Below are 16,359 nucleotides of genomic sequence, written 5' to 3'. Positions count from 1 at the left end.
TCAGTCCCCCTTCCGGCCCTCGGCGAGGATCATCGCGCCGTACATCAGGAACCCGCCGTCGGCCTCCCGCTCGGCGATGTTCGCGGTCAGGGCGCGGGCGCGGTCGGGTTCGAGCACGCCCAACTCCCCGGCGCGCCGGACCGCGTCGCTGAAGCCGGTCAGCCCGTCGGCGGCGGTGACCCCGTCCAGCACGACGGGCATGAGCCTCGCCTGCACCTCCACCAGCCCGGCCGCGCGCAGCAGGCCGGACAGCCGGCGGCCGATCCAGGGGTTGCGGATGTTGTCGAACCACCAGGCGAGGACGGCGCGGGTGGCCTCCCGGTCGTCCAGGTCCGGGGCCCACATGCCGTGGTCGGGGTCGGCGACGAGGACGCGCCCGCCCGGCCTCGCCACCCGCACCATCTCGGCGATCGCCGCCGCCGGGTCGGGCAGGTGCTGGACGACCCGCTCGGCGCGGACGCCGTCGAAGTGACCGTCGGCGAACGGCAGCGCGAACGCGCTGGCGCTCTGGAACGAGGCGGGCACGCCGGTTCCGGTGCCGCGCGCCCGGGCCTCCTCGATCGCCCGCTCGTTGACGTCGACGCCGATCACCTCCCCGGCCGGGACGACCCGGCCGGCGAGTTCGAGCACGTCGGCGCCGTTGCCGCAGCCGACGTCCAGCAACCGCTGGCCGGGCGCGGGCGCCAGCCGGCGCAGGATCTCCCGCTTGACCGTGGCCAGCGTGTCGGCGGCGGCGTCCAGGTACCCCACGGCCGGACGGCCGAGCAGCGTGGAGGTGTTGCCCGGCTCGCCCTTCCAGACGGGTTCGCCGCCCCCCGCGTGCCCGCCGGCGGTCGCTTCGCTCGTCACGGTCATCAGCCCCTCTGCTCGGGTGCCAGCTCGCGCTCGGGTTCGCGGGACCGCGCCGCCCGCCCGCGGGCCAGGCTGCTCGGCCACCACAGCCGGTCGCCGAGGTCGTAGGTCAGCGCGGGCACCAGCAGGGACCGCACGATGAAGGTGTCGATCAGCACGCCCAGCGCGATGACGAAGCCCTGCTCGGCGAAGCCGACGACGGGCAGGGTCACGAGGACGCTGAAGGTGGCGGCGAGCACGATGCCCGCGGAGGTGATGACGCCGCCGGTGGACACCAGGCCGTTGATGGTGCCCTGCCGGGTCCCGTGCAGCTTGGTCTCCTCGCGTACCCGGCTCATCAGGAAGATGTTGTAGTCGACGCCGAGTGCGACGAGGAACACGAAGGCGATCTGCGGGAGCTGGGCGTCCTGGCCGGTCCAGTGGAAGACGTGCTCGAACACCGCCGTCGAGATGCCCATCGCGGCGCCGAACGACAGCACCACCGTCGCGATCAGCAGCACCGACAGGGTGAAGGCGCGCAGCAGCAGGCACAGCACCACGAGGATGACCACCAGCACGAGCGGGATGGTCAGCAGCGAGTCGCGCTGGATGGTGCGGATCATGTCCACCTCGATCGCGGCGGGCCCGCCGACCTTGGCGTCCGCGCCGGGCACCGCGTGCAGGCGGTCGCGCAGCCGCTTCACCGCGTCGCGCTCGGCCACGGTCTCCGGCTCGGCCGCCACCGTGACCTGCATCTGGACCTTGCCGCCGGCGCGGCCGGACTCCTGCGCCGTGGTCGCGCCGGCCGCGAGGGCGGCCTGCTTGACCGCGTCGGCCTGCCCGACGTTGGCGATCACGTCGACCGGGTTGCCGGCGCCCGCGGCGAAGTGGGCAGAGATGAGCTCCTGGCCCTTGACCGCGTCCGGCTTCTCGGTGAAGCGGGTCTGCTGCGGGACGTTGAACGACAGCAGCCCGAGCACGCACGCGGCGAGCCCCAGCGCCGTCAGCGTCCACACCGCGCGGGGACGGGAGCCGACCAGGGCGCCGGCCCGCGTCCACATCCGGGACGCGTGCGGGACCTCGCCCGCGTGCGGAACGCGCGGCCAGAAGATCCACCGGCCGAAGACGACGAGCAGCGCGGGCAGCAGCGTCATCATGGCGAAGACCGCGGAGCCGACCGCGAGGACGCCGATCGGGGCGAGCGAGCGGGTGGAGTTCAGGTCGGCGACGACCAGGCAGAGCAGTCCGAGGCCGACCGTGCCGGCCGAGGCGACGATGGCGCCGCCGGAGCGGCGCAGCGCCTCCCGCATGGCCTCGTGCCGGTCCTCGTGCCGGGCCAGCTCCTCCCGGTACCGGGCGATCAGCAGCAGCGCGTAGTCGGTTCCTGCGCCGTAGATCAGGATGCTGAGCACGCTGGTGGCCATCGAGTTGACCGCGAGGCCCGGCCCCTTGATCAGCCCGTACACGATCGCGCTGCCGAACTGGTTGGCGGCGAAGACGCTGAAGAGCGGCACCAGGAACAGTACCGGGCTCCGGTAGATGAGCAGCAGCAGGACCGCCACCACCAGGACCGGGATGAGCAGCAGGGTGAACTCCATGTCCCGGAAGATCAGGAACTCGTCGGCGCCGAGCCCGGCCGGCCCCGCCACCTTGATGTCCAGGCCGCCCGAGCCCTCGCCCAGCCGCTCGCGCATGCCGTCGACGGCGTCGAGGATGACCTCGCCCTCCTGCTCGTCGCCGGTGGCGGCCAGCGGGACGGTGTAGATGACGGCCTTGCCGTCCTTGGAGGACTGGGGCGGCTGCGCGGTGGCGTGCGGCGCGAACTCCTTGGTGAGCCGCTGCGAGTCGGTGACGGCGCGCTGCCTGTCGGCGGCGGTCAGCCCGCCCTCCCGCTGATAGATGATCATCGCCGGGATGACCTGGCCCTGCGGGAAGGCCTCCTGGGCCTGCAGCACGGCGGTCGACTCGGCGCTGTTCGGCAGGTACTCGATCCGGTCGTTCTCGGCCGCCTGGAACAGCTTGCCGGCGAACGGCCCGGACGCCGCGAGGATCACCAGCCAGCCCACCAGGACGATCCATTTCGCCCGGCGGCCGGCGGGCATCACCAGCAACCTCGACATCAGCGAACCTCCAGGTTCTCGGTCTCGGACGGTCGGGAGCAGAACAGTAAACATGATTATTGTCTACATGTATGAAATGGGTGGCCACTAGCTGGCCGGAAACTATGGCCGACCTGCGACGATGCCCGTCCCGACCGTGTCGTCCGGCCCCCTCACCACACCAGCGCCGCACCCGCGATCGCGGCGCCGAAACCCGCGACCGCCAGCAGCGTGCGCGCCCGGTTGGCCACCGCCCACCGCGCCCGCACGCTCGGCCAGTCCGCCGGCGGCGCGGCCGGATCCCAGCCGTCGATGACCCGGTTCAGCCGCACGTTCCAGCCCTCGGACACCACCGCGACGCCGACGATGCACAGCCCGGCGCAGGCGATGACGACCCGCGGCCAGACCCCGCCCGCCGCCGCCACCAGCCCCGCGCACACCGCCAGGGACACCTTGTTGACCCGCGGCATCATCGGGTCGAACCGGCGGTCCAGCAACCGGTGCACCTGGACGTAACGCTCGGCCGGCAGCACCCCCACCACCGGCACGATCGCCCTCTCCACCGTGAAGAGCACGCCCGCCAGCACGCCCGACAGCAGCAGGAACGCCGCCAGGAGCACGTCGACCACGGCGTCCGGGACCATCAGAACCGCACGTCCATCATCTGGGCGTAGCTCTCCCGGCGGCCCTTGCCGTCGAAGAACGCGCGCATGAACAGGTCCCGCCCGGCGCAGAGCGCCCGGCTCCGCCACCGTCCCATCGCGCCGATCGACCACGCCGTGCCGGTCATCCCGGCGACGCGGGCGAGCCGCAGCTCCTCGAAGGCGGCGATCGCCTCGGGCACCCGGTCGTGCTCGCCCAGCAGCCTGGTGAGGGCGACGCCGTCCTCGATCGCCTGCCCCGCGCCCTGGCTGAGGTTGAGCGTCATGGGATGCGCGGCATCGCCGAGCAGCACCACACGGCCCTTCCCCCAGCCGGCCGCCCGGTCCGGCGGACGATCGAAGATCTCGATCGGAAGGATCGCGTCCTCCTCGGTGGACGCCAGGATGCGCGGCACCGGCTCGGGCCAGTGCCGGTACGTCTCGGCCATCACCTCGCGCCGGTCCTTGGCCAGCATGTCGAACGACGCGCCCACGCTGTCGGCGGTGATCGCGTCCCAGTACACCTCCTCCGGGTTGAGCCGCATGTACAGGAAGCGCAGCCCGCCCCGTCCCCACAGGTTGAAGAAGGTGCCGGTGGGCACCGCGTCCTCGCCCGGCAGCCGGGTGATCGCCTGCCAGGCGGTGTACCCGGCGTACCGCAGCGGGAGGTCGTGCCCCTTGCGCAGGACGTCCCGGACCGTCGAGCGGATGCCGTCCGCGCCGATCAGGATGTCGGCGCGCAGCTCGGTGCCGTCCGCGAGGCGTACCGTCACCCCGTCGGGGTCCTGCTCGAACCCGGTGCAGCGGCACCCGAGCCTGACGTCGTCCCCGGCCTCGTCCATCAGCACCGTGTTGAGGGCCGACCTGCGCAGGCCGAGCGCCGGGGCGCCGTACCGCTCGGCCTCGGGGGCGATGTCCCAGCGGGCCAGCCGGCGGCCCCGGTCGGACCGGAACTCGTGGTACACGATCTCCACGCCGGCCTCGGCGACGCGCTCGGCCAACTTCAGCTCGCGCAGGGCGAGCAGCGCGTTGTGCCACAGCATGAAGCCGCCGCCCGTGAGCAGCCGCCCCGGGGTCGAGCGGCGTTCGAGCACCACGGTGTCGACGCCCGCCCGGCGCAGGCCGATGGCGGTGGTCAGACCGCCGATCCCCGCGCCCACCACGATGGCCTTGCGCACCGCCGCCATGGCGGTCACACGCTGTCGAGCCGGGCGCGCACCTCGAAGATGCGGCGTTCGACCCCGTCGTCACCCCAGTACGGCAGCATGGGCGCGGCCATGCGCAGGTGCCCGGGGTCGTCCTCCCAGGCCCGGAACGCCTGCTCGCTCTCCCACTCGGCCAGCAGGATGTAGGTCCGCCCGTCCTCGGTGTCCCGCAGCAGCTCGTCGTGCAGGTGACCGGGGGTGCCGCGCACGGTCTCGGTCACCTGCCGGTAGGCCTCCTCGAACTTCTCCTGGTCCTCTTGCCGGGGGGTGGCACGCACCACGATGCGGAACGTCATGGCAGTCACGTCTCCTCTCTGGGCCGCCCGGTCACACCCGGGCGATGATCTCCAGGACCTGCTTGCTGGCCGACTCGCGGAGCGGCTCGAACGCGGCGGACATGGAACGCCGCTCGGCGCTGCTCTCGAACGCCCGCAGCGCCTCGGAGCTCTCCCAGTCGCCGGTGATGATGTACCTGCGGCGCAGCTGCGGATCGCAGGTCAGCGCCTGCCCGAGGCTGCCGCGGGGCTGGGTGTCCCGCATGGCGCGCCGCCAGACGTCCTCGAACGCGGCCTCGCAGCCCTCCCGGACGAGCATGGTGAGCACGGCACGGATCATGGTCGTCACCTCCTAGATCCCGCCGTCCACGTCCAGGACGGCGCCGGTGACGTACCGCGACGCGTCGCAGGCCAGGAACAGCACGGCGTCGGCGATCTCGGCCGGTTCGCCGAGCCGGCCGAGCGCGGTCATCGCGGCGTAGCGCCGCTTGCCCTCCTCACCGTTCGGGTTCGGCTGGCCCGTGTCGTCGACGATCCCGCAGGTGATCGCGTTGACCCGGATCCCCTCGGGGCCGAGCTCCTTGCACAGCGCCCGGGTCAGCCCGATGATCCCGGCCTTGGACGCCACGTAGTGGGACGCGTTCGGCATCCCGTGCTTGGCGACGGCCGAGGTGATGTTGACGATCGACGCCGGCCGGGCGAGCCGGTCCAGCGACGCGCGGATCAGCCGGTAGGTGCCGCCGAGGTTGGTGTCGACGACGCGCGCCCACTCCTGCTCGGCCATCTCCGCCAGCGGCAGATGGCTGATGATCCCGGCGTTGTTGACCAGCACGTCCACGGCGCCGAACGCGTCGCGGGCGCTGTCGAGCAGCAACCGGGCGTCCGCCTCCCGCGTCACGTCGGCGCGGACCAGCCGCGCCGACGCGCCGCGCGAGGCGAACTCCGCGCGGAGGGCGGCCGCCTCCGCGTTCTCCTGGCGGTGGCAGGCGGTGACCGAGGCGCCCTGCTCCAGCAGGGCCCTGGTGATCGCGCGCCCGATGCCCCGGGTTCCCCCGGTGACGACCGCGTGGCGTCCCTTGAGACCGAAATCCATGGTGCCGCTCCTTTGTCCGGCTCCACTCCCCGGCGGTGACTGTGAGTGGCTACGGTCTAGAGCGTCTCAACCCCGGATAAAGCAGCGGCCAGTCTCGGGAAAACCGCGCCGCTAGGCGATCCACGCCTCCCAGCGCCGCGGGGACGCCTCGTCGGCCTCCAGGATCGACCGGTGCAGCATCTGCAGGTCGTGGCTCGGCTCGACGCCGAGGTCGGCCACGCACGTCTCGCGCAGGACGCGGAACGCCGCCAGGGCGTCCGCCCTCCGCCCGGCCAGGTGCAGCGCCACCATCAGCTGCGCGTGGACGCGCTCGTGCAGCGGATGCTCGGCGGCGAGGGCGCGCAGGTCCCCGATGACCTCGACGTGGCCGCCGAGCCGGATCTGCAGCCGGATGCGGCGTTCGAGGGCGGAGATCCGCGACTCCTCCAGGCTCAGCGCCACCCCCTCCAGCACGGACGAGGAGCGCACGTCGGCCAGCGCCGGCCCGCGCCACAGCTCGGTGGCCGCGCGGTAGTGGCCCAACGCGCGCTCCAGGTCGCCCTGGCCGGCGGCCATCCGCCCGAGCTCGCAGAGCCGCTCGAACCGGACGAGGTCGAGGGTCCCGTCGTCGATCTCCAGCCGGTAGCCGGGATCGCGGGTCACGATGGCCGGGCGCTGGTCGTGCGGAGGCAGCGCCGACAGGATCCGGCGCAGTTGCGAGACGTACACCCGCAGCGCCTTGAGCGCCGTGCGCGGCGGGCGGTCGCCCCAGAGCTCGAAGATCAGCGACTCCGTCGACACCACCGTGTTGCACCGCACCAGCAGGAGCGCCAGCAGCACCCGCAGCTTGTGCGCGCGGGGGGTGCGGATCCGCAGCCCGTCGTGGATCTCCAGCGGCCCGAGCACCGTGAACCGCGTCCCGGACGCGGGCTCGAGGTCCGCCGCCGGCGGCGGGCCGGGCACGCCCACCGGGTCGACGCTCGCAGGCAGGATGTCCATCGCGCTCGGCTCCGCTCTCGACGAACTCCCTCCGCGTCAGCTTCCCGCCGGGTGCGTGTCCACGGACAGCTCGGATATGCACCGCATCAGCGCGTTGCGGAAGTTCTCCTTGAACTCCTCGGGGGACGCGGCGGGCCGCCGGTGCGTCAGGTACGGGCCGAGCTTCTCCTCCAGGTTGTGGACGCCCTGCTGGGCGGCCATGTGCCGGGCGATGGCGATGAAGTCGCCCTCGTAGTGGATGAAGCGGACCATGACGTCGTCCTTCACGAAGACCGCGGTGCCGAGCAGCCGACCGGCCGTCTCCCCGTTCTCGTCGGTCATGTCCGGGGTGTCGACCCGCTTGAAGCCGGCGAAGACCTCCGCCAGCTCGTCCTCGGATCCCGGCTTGACCCGGTAGGTGATCGCCGCGTACGGCATGGTGGACCTCCAAGGCAGAGAGGGAACGTGCCGCCATCGGACACGCGACCGCTTGAGGCTCGCTGGACCGGCGGTCGGCGGCGGGCGTCAGCCGAGGCGGACGCGGCTGTGGTCGCCGACGACGAACCGGTGGGCGCGGGGCTGCTCGGCGGCGGGGGTGATGACGACGTCCTTGCCGAGGAGGGAGTCGCGCATCCGCGGCACGCCGAGCACCGACGAGCGCTCCATGACGATGGAGAACTCCACCTCGGTGTCGCGGATCACGCAGCCGGGCCCGATGGAGGTGAAGGGGCCGAGGTAGCTGCCGCGCACGACCGCGCCGGCCCCCACGATCAGCGGGCCGACCAGCCGCGAGCCGGTCACCCGGGCGCCCTCCTCGATGACGACGCGCCCGGTGATCTCGGTGGCCCCGTCCACCTCGCCCTCGATCCGCGGCTCCAGGGACTCGAGGACGAGCCGGTTGCACTCCAGCATGTCCTCGACGCGCCCGGTGTCCTTCCAGTAGCCGTGGACGATGTGGGACGTCACCCGCGTCCCCCGCTCCAGCAGCCACCGGATCGCGGTGGTGATCTCCAGTTCGCCGCGCGGGTCCGGCTTGATCGAGCGGACCGCCTCGTGCACGACGGGGGTGAACAGGTACACCCCCATGATGGCGAGGTCGCTGCGCGGCCGGTCCGGCTTCTCCTCGACGCCGAGCAGCCGGCCGTCGCCGTCCAGCTCCGCCACGCCGAACGAGCCGGGGTCGGCGACCGGGGTGAGCAGCAGCTGCGCGTCCGGCCGGGTGCGGCGGAACCCCTCGATGACGCCGGTCAGCCCGTCGAGGAGAAAGTTGTCGCCGAGGTACAGGACGAAGTCGTCGTCGCCGAGGTACTCGCGGGCGATGAGCACGGCGTGCGCGAGGCCGAGCGGCGCCTCCTGCCGGATGTAGGTGACCCGCAGGCCGAACCGCGAGCCGTCGCCGACCGCCCTGCACACCTCCTCGGCGGTGTCGCCGACGATGACGCCGACGTCCTGGACGCCCGCGTCGCGCAGGGCCTCCAGGCCGTAGAACAGGACGGGCTTGTTGGCGATGGGAACCAGTTGCTTGGCCGAGGTGTGCGTGATGGGCCGCAGCCGCGTCCCGTGTCCGCCGCACAGCACGAGTGCTTTCATGAGCCGACCTCCCCGCTGACGAGTGGAACGCCGCCATCGTGGACGGCGGCGCTGGCCACTCGCTCAAGGGGAGGTCGAGGATCATCGGTTTTCCGGTCGCACCGCAATTGGCTGGCGCCAGATATCACATCTTCCGTTATTTCCCGAGAACTGCTCCAGGTGCGACTATTTGCCGCGGTAACGGGCCCCGGCGCGAAGGCTCTGCCCCAGACCGCGGAGCAGTTCCTGGAAGCCGTCGCGCAGTTTCGCCTTGGACGGCGCGACCAGCGGCACGATCCAGCGCGTGCCCCCGGAGGCGATGTTGTAGACGTGGTACTGGATCAGGCTGCCGCCGTCGTGGTCCTTGACGATGTGCTCGCCGCGGTACCACCAGTCGCCCTGGAGGGAGACGCGCCGTTCCGCCTCGTTCACCGTCACCTCGCCCACGCCGGACTCCTTGAGGGAGCGCACGAGGGCTTTCAGCACCTCCTTGGGAGGAGCGTCCACGACTCCCGAGGCTGACCAGGACGGTCGTTTCGAATCGGCCATCGAAGGATTCTCCTTGCTTTCGTCCCATGGGTCCGGAAATCTCAGGGAGAATTCCGCGTCATTCCCATGGAACTGGTGACACCGGTCCCGGTCAAGTCGCGGCCGACATCGCGGAGGCGGACCGGGACGCGCACCACTCCCCGCGCCTACGGGCGGACCGCCTGGATCAGGTGCCACGGCCGGGGCAGCAGCGCGCTCGGCAGGGAGACGGTCGACTCGAACTTGAACCCGGCCCCCTCCAGCAGCCCGACGAACTCGCGCTCGGTCCGGACCCGGCCGCCGGTGACGGTCTGCAGGCCGAGGCTCATGCTGTCGAACTCCGACGGCTCGTTCCCGTCCGGACGCATCCACTCGATCACCACCAGCCGGCTGCCCGCCGGGGCGCCGCGGTAGATGGAGTCGAGGATCCGCGCCGAGTCCTCGTCGCCCCAGTCGCAGAGCACCTGCTTGAGCAGGTAGAGGTCGGCCGGGGGCGGGACGTCCTCGAAGAAGCTCCCGCCGACGTAGGACAGCCGGTCGGCGACCGGCTTGCCCGCGATCCACTCCCGGCCGCTCTCCACGATGCCGGGCAGGTCGAACACGGTGCCGGTGACGTCCGGCGCCCTTTCGAGCAGGCTCGACAGCAGCACGCCGAGGCTGCCGCCGACGTCCACGACCGTGGACACGCCGCCGAGGTCGTGGTGCTCGGCGATCGCGGCACCCGCGTCGCCGGCCAGGTCGGCCATGGCGGCCGCGTGCCAGGCGCGCTCGTCCGGGGTGTGCCGGTAGTAGTCGTAGAGGTCCTCGCCCTTGTCGTCCAGGACGGTCTTCCCCGTCATGACCGTCTCGTGCAGCCGGCCGGCCCGGTTCCAGATCCCAGGGGTGAAGTTCATCATCACGATGTTGCGCATTCCGGCCTCGCGCGAGCACAGGAGCCGGCCGAGTTCGGTAATGCCGAACGTCTCGCCGTCGTCAGTTTCGAGCAGTTCCAGGACGACGCAGGAACGCAGGAACCGGCCGAGCGAATCGTGGTGCGCGGCGAGTTCGCCGGCGAGGTCTCCGACCGTTCTGCTGCCGCCGGCCAGCCGGTCGGCCATTTCGAACCGCACGAATGTGGAGATGATCTGCGGCTCCCACGGGCGGAAGACGATCCGGCTGAGCCGCTGCACCTGTTCGGAGGCGTGATCGAGGGACATGGAACCACCTTTCGGCTGCGTTTCGGAAAGGGCCGGGTCGATCGTGCACGCGGCCGCTCGAGCCGTGCTCGACCGGCAGCGGATCATTTCTCAGCGGACCGTCACGGTCGTGTACATTCCTTCGAGGGCGCTTTTGACCCCGGTCCGGGGATTGCGCACGAACGACAGCACGCAGTAGCGCCCCGGTCGCAGGTCGATGCGGAATGAGGCGGTCCGTCCCGGGGAAATGGCGAGCATCCCGCCCACGGTCGCCCCGAACGGATTGGGCGCGCTGGTGTCGCCATTCCGCAGGGCGTCGAAGTACGCGGCGACGTCCGCGTCCGTGGTGCCCGGCGCCACGCCGACGATGATGACCTCGTGGGGCTGCTCCGCCTGGTTGCGCACCACGACGGAGGCCCGCGACGGCCACGACCGGGGCATGTCGAACCGCTGCCCGCCGTCCGCGGTCGTCCGCGCCCGGATCACCGTCTCGCCGCTGAGGGGCGGCGTCCACCGCGAGGGGCCGGCGACGCGGAAGCGCTGCAGGTGGGTGCGGCCCGTGCCGCAGCCGTCCGTCGCGCCCTCCAGCGCCGTGTCCGACATGTAGTAGGTGCCCGGCTCGAAGGCGGAGGTGACCGAGACCGGCGCGTCCGGCGTGACGGAGGCGCCGCCGCGGAAGTCGACGTCGCGGTAGATCGCGCGGATGGCGGGGAGCGACACGGCCGGGTCCGGCGAGTAGCTCTCGGCGAACTCCTGCCGGACCTGGTCCATGGTCACCTCGCCGCGCAGCCGCATCACCGCCCACCAGTGCCCCGCCGGATCGGGCGTGCTCACCCGGAAGGTGATCGGGCCCGGCGGGCGCGGGTCCGGGCCGGGGGCGCAGAACCCGTCACCGGTCACCTCGACCGGCACGGTCTGCGGGCCGGACCGGGCCGCGGCGGTGCTCGCCCCGGCGGCGGGCGCGGCCGCCGGAACCGCGAGCAGCAGCGGGGCGGCGAGCGCGGCGGTCAGGACGTTGAAGGTTTTCAAGGCCGGCATGCGAACTCCTAGGCCGTGGATCGGTTTCTGGGCGGGACAGGGCCGAGGACGGTGTCGAGGTAGGCGGCGACCTGCGCGGCGTGTTCGAGCCCGCCGCGCAGCCCGATGTGGCCGTCGGGCCGGATGAGGTGGAAGGCCGGGGCGTCCGGCGCCGCGTTCAGCGCGGACGACGCCTCACCGTCGACGTCGACGATGACGTCCACCCGCGGGTCCAGGCCGGTCATCAGCCGGCCGATCCCCCGCCGGTCGGGGCGCGGGCCGGGCAGCACGAGCAGCGTCCAGCGGCCGTCCCACCGGCCCGGGGCCCGCCTGCCCGCGCGCGGCCCGGCGTCGTCGCCGAGCAGGTCGCGGGTGAGCGGGGAGTCGGGGTAGTCGATGGCGAGCTGGGTGCGCTTCGGGCGGTTCACCGCGATCGCGCCGAGCAGGGCGTCGCGGTCGGGCGACTCCTGGACGCCGAAGTCCAGCGAGCGTTCGGTGCGCGCCAGCAGTTCCTCGGCGACGGGGCGCCGCTCGGCCTCGTAGCTGTCCAGCAGCGTCTCGGGGGCGCCCTCCCCGGCCACGGCCGCGAGCTTCCAGCCGAGGTTGAAGGCGTCCTGGACGCCGGTGTTCATGCCCTGCGCGTGCACCGGCGCGAACACCCGCGCCGAGTCCCCCGCCAGCAGCACCCGGCCGGCGCGCATCCGCTCGGCGAACCGGTTCTGCAGCCGCACCCGCCAGGCGAAGCGGCCCTCGGTCAGGCCGACCTCGCCGACGCCGCAGAGGCCCTCCATGGCCGCGGCGATCTCGGCGGGCCGGGGGTCGCCGCGCTCGCCGGCGTCCTCCAGGCTCTGCCGGACGACGAAGACGCGATGCCGCCCGTCCGGGAGCGGGACGCAGCCGACGTGCCCGCCGGCGCCGAAGAAGAGGTGCGCCTCGTCCGGTTCCAGGCCGAACGGCAGCCGCACCCGGGCGTCGATCTGCAGCATCCGCAGGCCCGTGAAGCGGCGCCACTCCCGCCAGGCGATGCCGAGCGAGTCGCGGACGCCGCTGGCCGCGCCCTGCGCGGCCACCAGCCAGGCCGCGCGGATGATCGACCGCCGTCCCCCCTCGTGGTGCAGGACGACGGTGACGCCGTCGTTCTCCTGGGTGACCGCGCCGGCGGACGTGCCGCGCTGCACCAGCACGCCCAGGTCCGCCAGCCGCCGCTCCAGGTACCGCTCGGTGACGTTCTGGCCGACGACCAGCGGGTAGGGGTGGGCGCTGCGCGGCTCGGCCATGTCGACCGTGCCGATCCGCTCGCCGAAGAGGTGGTAGACGCGGCGCGCCATCCGGGCCCCCTCGGCGACGTAGTCGTCCACCGGCAGGCCCATGGCCTCGAAGACCTCCAGGGTGCGCTGGTAGACGGTGCAACCTCGGGTGCTCTCCCGGGGGGCGGGGGCTTCCTCCACCACCCGGCAGGGCACACCGCGCCGGGCGAGCTCCACCGCAACGGTGAGGCCCACCGGCCCGGCCCCCACGATCAGCACCTCGGTCTCCATCAGGCCGCTCATGGGACGGATTGTGGGACCCGCGGGTCGGCGGACGCTCGAATCGGCACGGCGCCGCGGCGCGGGACGGCGCCGCGGATTCGAGCGATCTTCCAGCCGCGACCCCTACCGTCGGCCTGGCCTTCCGCCGGCGGACGGCGGCGATCCCGAGCGCGACGATCCCGAGAGCCCTGCCGGTCACGACGACGCAAGGTCTTCGATGAGCGAGGTCTTCGATGATGCGACACAGATCCCGATCCCTGTTCGCCGCCCTCCTGGCGGTCCCGCTGCTGGGCGCGCCGGCGGTGACGGCCGCGGCGTCGGCGGCCTCCCCCGCGCCGCCTGTCCGGGTGTCGGGTGACAGCCCCTTCGCCGCGTGCACCGCGGACGTGTTCCCCGGGGACGTCCACACGCCGGGCAGCGAGGCCGAGCCGACCCTGGCCGTCGACCCCGCCGACCCGCGCCGCCGCGTCGTCGGCTGGCAGCAGGACCGGTGGGCCTACGGCAGCGCGCGCGGCATGACGACCGCGGTGACCGCCGACGGCGGCCGGTCCTGGCGGCAGGTGTCGCCGCCCCTCACGCTCTGCTCGGGCGGACCGTACGGCCGCATCACCAACCCCTGGCTGACCTTCGGCCCGGACGGGCGGCTCTACGCGGCCGTGATGGTCGCCGGGCTCGCCCCGCTGACCACCGGCGTCGCCGTCCTCACCTCCGGTGACGGCGGGCAGAGCTGGAGCGCCCCGGTGGAGGTCGCCGCCGACCCGATGGCCGGCTACTTCCACGACAAGCCGGCGCTGACCGTCGACCCCCGCCGCCCGCGCCGCGCGTACCTGGTGTGGAACCGCCACAACAAGACGGACCAGACGCACGACCTGCTGTTCAGCCGCTCGACCGACGGCGGGCGGACGTGGGAGCCCGCCCGCGCGATCCACCGGCCGCCCGTGGGCGACGGGACGATCGGCAACCAGATCGTCGTGCTGCCGGACGGCACCCTGCTCAACCTGTTCCACGAGGGCCCGTTCGCGCCCGGCGGCGGAGCGGCGGCCACCACCGAGGACGGCCCCGAGCTGCTGCGCGTGATGCGCTCCACCGACGGCGGCACGACCTGGTCCGGGCCCGCGACGATCGCGGCGACCGAGCTCGGCGTCCCGACGCTGCCCGGGACGGCCGTGCCGATCGTCGGCGCCTCGCTCGTCCCCGACGTGGCCGTGGACGCCAGGGGCCGCGTGTACATGGTGTGGAACGACGCGCGGCTCAGCGAGAGCCGCAGCGCGGTCGCGCTGTCCGCCTCGGCCGACGGCGGGCGGACGTGGACGCGCCCGCGCCGGGTGAACGGCACGCCCGATTCGCCGCCCGGCGGCGCCGGGCAGGCGTTCACCCCGCAGATCGACGCCGCGCCGGACGGCACCCTCGCCGTCACCTACTACGACCTGCGCGACGACACGGCCGAGGCGGGCACCTCCACCGCCCACTGGATGGCGACCTGCAGCGGGTCGGGCTGCGTCCAGGGCAGGGGCTTCCAGGAGCAGCGCCTGGGCGGGCCGTTCGACCTGGACAAGGCGTTCCGCTGGTTCGGCGGCCCGTTCCTCGGGACCTACACCGGGCTGGCGCACACGCCGAGCGGGTTCGTGTCGGCGTTCGTGATGAGCGGGGAGCGGGCCGGCGATCCGCAGGACGTGTTCGTCGGCGACGTCCGGACGTGCTTCGGGTCGTGCCATGGCCGCTGACGAGACCGTCCCCGTGCTCGTCGTCGGCGGCGGGCTGACCGGCCTGTCCGCGGCGGTGTTCCTGCGCCGGCTCGGCGTCCCCGTCACGGTGGTCGAGCGGCACCGCGGGATCCTCGTGCACCCGAGGGCCCGCACCGTCAACCCGCGCACCCAGGAGCTGTTCCGCCAGGCGGGCCTCGCCGCGGACGTGCTGGACCGGCGCAACGTCAACACCGGCGAGCTGATGATCACGGCGGAGACGCTGGCCGGCCCGGAGCGCAGCAGGCTCGGCGGCGAGCCCGCCGAGGACCCCGCCGAGTTCAGCCCGTGCCCGTGGGTGCCGATCGACCAGGACCGGCTGGAGGCGCTGCTGCGCAAGCACGCCGCCGAGCTCGGGGCGCGGCTGTGCTTCGGCACCGCGCTGAAGTCCTTCGAGCAGGACGCCGACGGCGTCCGCGCGGTGGTCGTGGACCTGGACGCCGACACCGGCAACGGCGCCGGCGCCGAGCGCACCATCTCCGCCGAGTACCTGATCGCCGCGGACGGCGCCGACAGCCCGGTGCGCGAGCGGCTGGGCATCGCGGGCGAGGGGCCCGGGGTGCTCGGCGACACCGTGACGCTGGCGTTCGAGGCGGACCTGTCGCGGCACGTCGGCGACCGCCGCATCGCGGTGTGCCACGTCGACCGGCCGGTGCCCGGCACGGTGATCGTCCCGCACGACGGCGCCGACCGGTGGGTGTTCAGCGTCCCGGTCACCCGCGTGGACGCGGCGGAGGCCGCCGACATGATCCGCAAGGCGGTGGGCGACCCGGGCCTGGAGCCGCGCATCGTCCCGCAACTGCAGGACGGGACGCGGCTGCTGCGCTACCGGATCGGGGCCGTCGTCGCCGAGCGGTTCCGCGCCGGGCGGGTGTTCCTGGCCGGCGACGCCGTCCACGCGATGCCGCCGGTGGGGGCGCTCGGCTCCGGCACGGGCATCCAGGACGTCCACAACCTGGCCTGGAAGCTGGCCGCCGTGCTGAACGGGCACGCCGGGCCCGGGATCCTGGACGGCTACGAGGCCGAACGCAGGCCGGTGGCCGCCTTCACCATGCGCCAGGCCCTCCTGCAGATGCGGGACCGGACCGGACGGAACGTGCTCGGCACCGACGAGGAAGCCGTGCCCTACTACGCGATCGTCTTCGGTTACCGGTACGGGAACGGGGGCGATCCCGACGGAGGCGATCCCGCCGGCCCGGAGGCGTTCCCGCCCGAGCGGCTCACCGGCCAGGTCGGCACCCGAGCCCCGCACGCGTGGATCCGGCGGGACGACCAGCGGATCTCCACGCTCGACCTCTACCGCGACCGTCCCGTGCTCGTCGCGGGGCCCGAGGGCGGCATGTGGTCCACGAGCGCGCGCACGGCCGCGGACCGGCTCGGCGTCCCCCTGGACGTCCACCGGTTCGGCGACGGCCTGCACGATCCCGGGGACGTGTGGGGCGACGGCCACCGGATGCCGCCGAACGGGGCGGTGCTCGTCCGGCCCGACGGGTTCGTCTCCTGGCGCAGCCCCGACCGTCCCGTCTCCGACGCGGGAGACCTGGTCGCGGGCGCGCTCGCCGGCCTCTACCACGTCGGCTCCTGAGCCCGCGGTCCACGGCGCGCGGCGCCGTGGACCCCAGGTCGCAGCCCTCCAGTCGTAGCCCTCCAGTCGTAGCCCTCCAGTCGCAGGCCCTCCAGCCGAGAGCGAGGAATCCG

The 16,359-nt window shown here is 73.2% G+C and carries 16 protein-coding genes; 2 read left to right on the top strand and 14 right to left on the bottom strand.

All coding sequences use genetic code 11. The features are described 5' to 3' along the window. The 14 genes from SM418_RS18785 to SM418_RS18720 all read right to left on the bottom strand — a co-directional run bounded on the left by SM418_RS18785 (position 1) and on the right by SM418_RS18720 (position 12,940). On the bottom strand, positions 1 to 849 hold the full coding sequence (locus tag SM418_RS18785) for a methyltransferase domain-containing protein (protein ID WP_371942372.1): 849 nt from the start codon (positions 847 to 849) through the stop codon (positions 1 to 3). Between the two features lie 5 nt (positions 850 to 854). Further along, positions 855 to 2,951 carry an MMPL family transporter gene (locus SM418_RS18780; RefSeq protein ID WP_371942373.1) on the bottom strand — a complete coding sequence of 699 codons (2,097 nt, stop codon included), beginning with the start codon at positions 2,949 to 2,951 and terminating at the stop codon, positions 855 to 857. Between the two features lie 152 nt (positions 2,952 to 3,103). Further along, positions 3,104 to 3,574 (bottom strand): anthrone oxygenase family protein, encoded by a 471-nt coding sequence (locus SM418_RS18775; protein WP_371942374.1) that lies wholly within the window; start codon positions 3,572 to 3,574, stop codon positions 3,104 to 3,106. Continuing rightward, complete coding sequence (locus SM418_RS18770) at positions 3,574 to 4,758, bottom strand: FAD-dependent oxidoreductase (protein ID WP_371942375.1); 1,185 nt, start codon at positions 4,756 to 4,758, stop codon at positions 3,574 to 3,576. Before SM418_RS18770 ends, SM418_RS18775 begins: the two co-directional genes overlap by 1 nt. A gap of 5 nt (positions 4,759 to 4,763) precedes the next feature. Further along, positions 4,764 to 5,072, bottom strand: coding sequence for an antibiotic biosynthesis monooxygenase family protein (locus SM418_RS18765; protein ID WP_371942376.1), 309 nt, complete (start codon positions 5,070 to 5,072; stop codon positions 4,764 to 4,766). A 31-nt stretch (positions 5,073 to 5,103) separates the two neighbouring features. Further along, positions 5,104 to 5,391 (bottom strand): antibiotic biosynthesis monooxygenase family protein, encoded by a 288-nt coding sequence (locus SM418_RS18760; protein WP_371942377.1) that lies wholly within the window; start codon positions 5,389 to 5,391, stop codon positions 5,104 to 5,106. A gap of 12 nt (positions 5,392 to 5,403) precedes the next feature. Then, positions 5,404 to 6,144, bottom strand: a complete 741-nt coding sequence (locus SM418_RS18755; protein ID WP_371942378.1) for an SDR family NAD(P)-dependent oxidoreductase — start codon at positions 6,142 to 6,144, stop codon at positions 5,404 to 5,406. Between the two features lie 111 nt (positions 6,145 to 6,255). Further along, a complete protein-coding gene (locus SM418_RS18750) occupies positions 6,256 to 7,122 on the bottom strand; it encodes an AfsR/SARP family transcriptional regulator (RefSeq protein ID WP_371942379.1) in 867 nt (288 codons plus the stop codon). A 36-nt stretch (positions 7,123 to 7,158) separates the two neighbouring features. Next, a complete protein-coding gene (locus SM418_RS18745) occupies positions 7,159 to 7,539 on the bottom strand; it encodes a SchA/CurD-like domain-containing protein (protein ID WP_371942380.1) in 381 nt (126 codons plus the stop codon). Between the two features lie 87 nt (positions 7,540 to 7,626). Continuing rightward, positions 7,627 to 8,691, bottom strand: a complete 1,065-nt coding sequence (locus SM418_RS18740) for a glucose-1-phosphate thymidylyltransferase (RefSeq protein WP_371942381.1) — start codon at positions 8,689 to 8,691, stop codon at positions 7,627 to 7,629. 165 nt (positions 8,692 to 8,856) lie between these two features. After that, positions 8,857 to 9,177 (bottom strand): hypothetical protein, encoded by a 321-nt coding sequence (locus tag SM418_RS18735; protein ID WP_371942382.1) that lies wholly within the window; start codon positions 9,175 to 9,177, stop codon positions 8,857 to 8,859. 188 nt (positions 9,178 to 9,365) lie between these two features. Continuing rightward, positions 9,366 to 10,394 (bottom strand): methyltransferase, encoded by a 1,029-nt coding sequence (locus SM418_RS18730; protein ID WP_371942383.1) that lies wholly within the window; start codon positions 10,392 to 10,394, stop codon positions 9,366 to 9,368. 90 nt (positions 10,395 to 10,484) lie between these two features. Then, a complete protein-coding gene (locus SM418_RS18725) occupies positions 10,485 to 11,411 on the bottom strand; it encodes a hypothetical protein (protein WP_371942384.1) in 927 nt (308 codons plus the stop codon). Between the two features lie 8 nt (positions 11,412 to 11,419). Then, the gene (locus SM418_RS18720; RefSeq protein WP_371942385.1) at positions 11,420 to 12,940 is read right to left on the bottom strand and encodes an FAD-dependent monooxygenase; all 1,521 of its coding nucleotides are present in this window, start codon (positions 12,938 to 12,940) and stop codon (positions 11,420 to 11,422) included. 212 nt (positions 12,941 to 13,152) lie between these two features. Between SM418_RS18720 and SM418_RS18715 the strand changes: the two genes are divergently transcribed. Together SM418_RS18715 and SM418_RS18710 are read left to right on the top strand one after the other, a co-directional pair. Further along, positions 13,153 to 14,643, top strand: a complete 1,491-nt coding sequence (locus SM418_RS18715) for a sialidase family protein (RefSeq protein WP_371942386.1) — start codon at positions 13,153 to 13,155, stop codon at positions 14,641 to 14,643. After that, complete coding sequence (locus tag SM418_RS18710) at positions 14,633 to 16,246, top strand: FAD-dependent monooxygenase (protein WP_371942387.1); 1,614 nt, start codon at positions 14,633 to 14,635, stop codon at positions 16,244 to 16,246. Before SM418_RS18715 ends, SM418_RS18710 begins: the two co-directional genes overlap by 11 nt. The last annotated feature ends 113 nt before the right edge of the window (positions 16,247 to 16,359 follow it).

The organism is Actinomadura chokoriensis, from assembly GCF_041463665.1.
Taxonomy (GTDB): Bacteria; Actinomycetota; Actinomycetes; order Streptosporangiales; family Streptosporangiaceae; genus Spirillospora; species Spirillospora chokoriensis_A.
Note: the sequence above shows the minus strand (reverse complement) of the source record. Positions and strands in the feature narration are given on the sequence as shown.

What these genes read in the sequence shown, in the direction of transcription:
- SM418_RS18720 (WP_371942385.1), bottom strand. Translation starts at nt 12,940, where the DNA reads ATGAGCGGCCTGATGGAGACCGAGGTGCTGATCGTGGGGGCCGGGCCG.
- SM418_RS18710 (WP_371942387.1), top strand. Translation starts at nt 14,633, where the DNA reads ATGGCCGCTGACGAGACCGTCCCCGTGCTCGTCGTCGGCGGCGGGCTG.
- SM418_RS18745 (WP_371942380.1), bottom strand. Translation starts at nt 7,539, where the DNA reads ATGCCGTACGCGGCGATCACCTACCGGGTCAAGCCGGGATCCGAGGAC.
- SM418_RS18765 (WP_371942376.1), bottom strand. Translation starts at nt 5,072, where the DNA reads ATGACGTTCCGCATCGTGGTGCGTGCCACCCCCCGGCAAGAGGACCAG.
- SM418_RS18760 (WP_371942377.1), bottom strand. Translation starts at nt 5,391, where the DNA reads ATGATCCGTGCCGTGCTCACCATGCTCGTCCGGGAGGGCTGCGAGGCC.
- SM418_RS18750 (WP_371942379.1), bottom strand. Translation starts at nt 7,122, where the DNA reads ATGGACATCCTGCCTGCGAGCGTCGACCCGGTGGGCGTGCCCGGCCCG.
- SM418_RS18755 (WP_371942378.1), bottom strand. Translation starts at nt 6,144, where the DNA reads ATGGATTTCGGTCTCAAGGGACGCCACGCGGTCGTCACCGGGGGAACC.
- SM418_RS18770 (WP_371942375.1), bottom strand. Translation starts at nt 4,758, where the DNA reads ATGGCGGCGGTGCGCAAGGCCATCGTGGTGGGCGCGGGGATCGGCGGT.
- SM418_RS18715 (WP_371942386.1), top strand. Translation starts at nt 13,153, where the DNA reads ATGATGCGACACAGATCCCGATCCCTGTTCGCCGCCCTCCTGGCGGTC.
- SM418_RS18730 (WP_371942383.1), bottom strand. Translation starts at nt 10,394, where the DNA reads ATGTCCCTCGATCACGCCTCCGAACAGGTGCAGCGGCTCAGCCGGATC.
- SM418_RS18775 (WP_371942374.1), bottom strand. Translation starts at nt 3,574, where the DNA reads ATGGTCCCGGACGCCGTGGTCGACGTGCTCCTGGCGGCGTTCCTGCTG.
- SM418_RS18780 (WP_371942373.1), bottom strand. Translation starts at nt 2,951, where the DNA reads ATGTCGAGGTTGCTGGTGATGCCCGCCGGCCGCCGGGCGAAATGGATC.
- SM418_RS18740 (WP_371942381.1), bottom strand. Translation starts at nt 8,691, where the DNA reads ATGAAAGCACTCGTGCTGTGCGGCGGACACGGGACGCGGCTGCGGCCC.
- SM418_RS18725 (WP_371942384.1), bottom strand. Translation starts at nt 11,411, where the DNA reads ATGCCGGCCTTGAAAACCTTCAACGTCCTGACCGCCGCGCTCGCCGCC.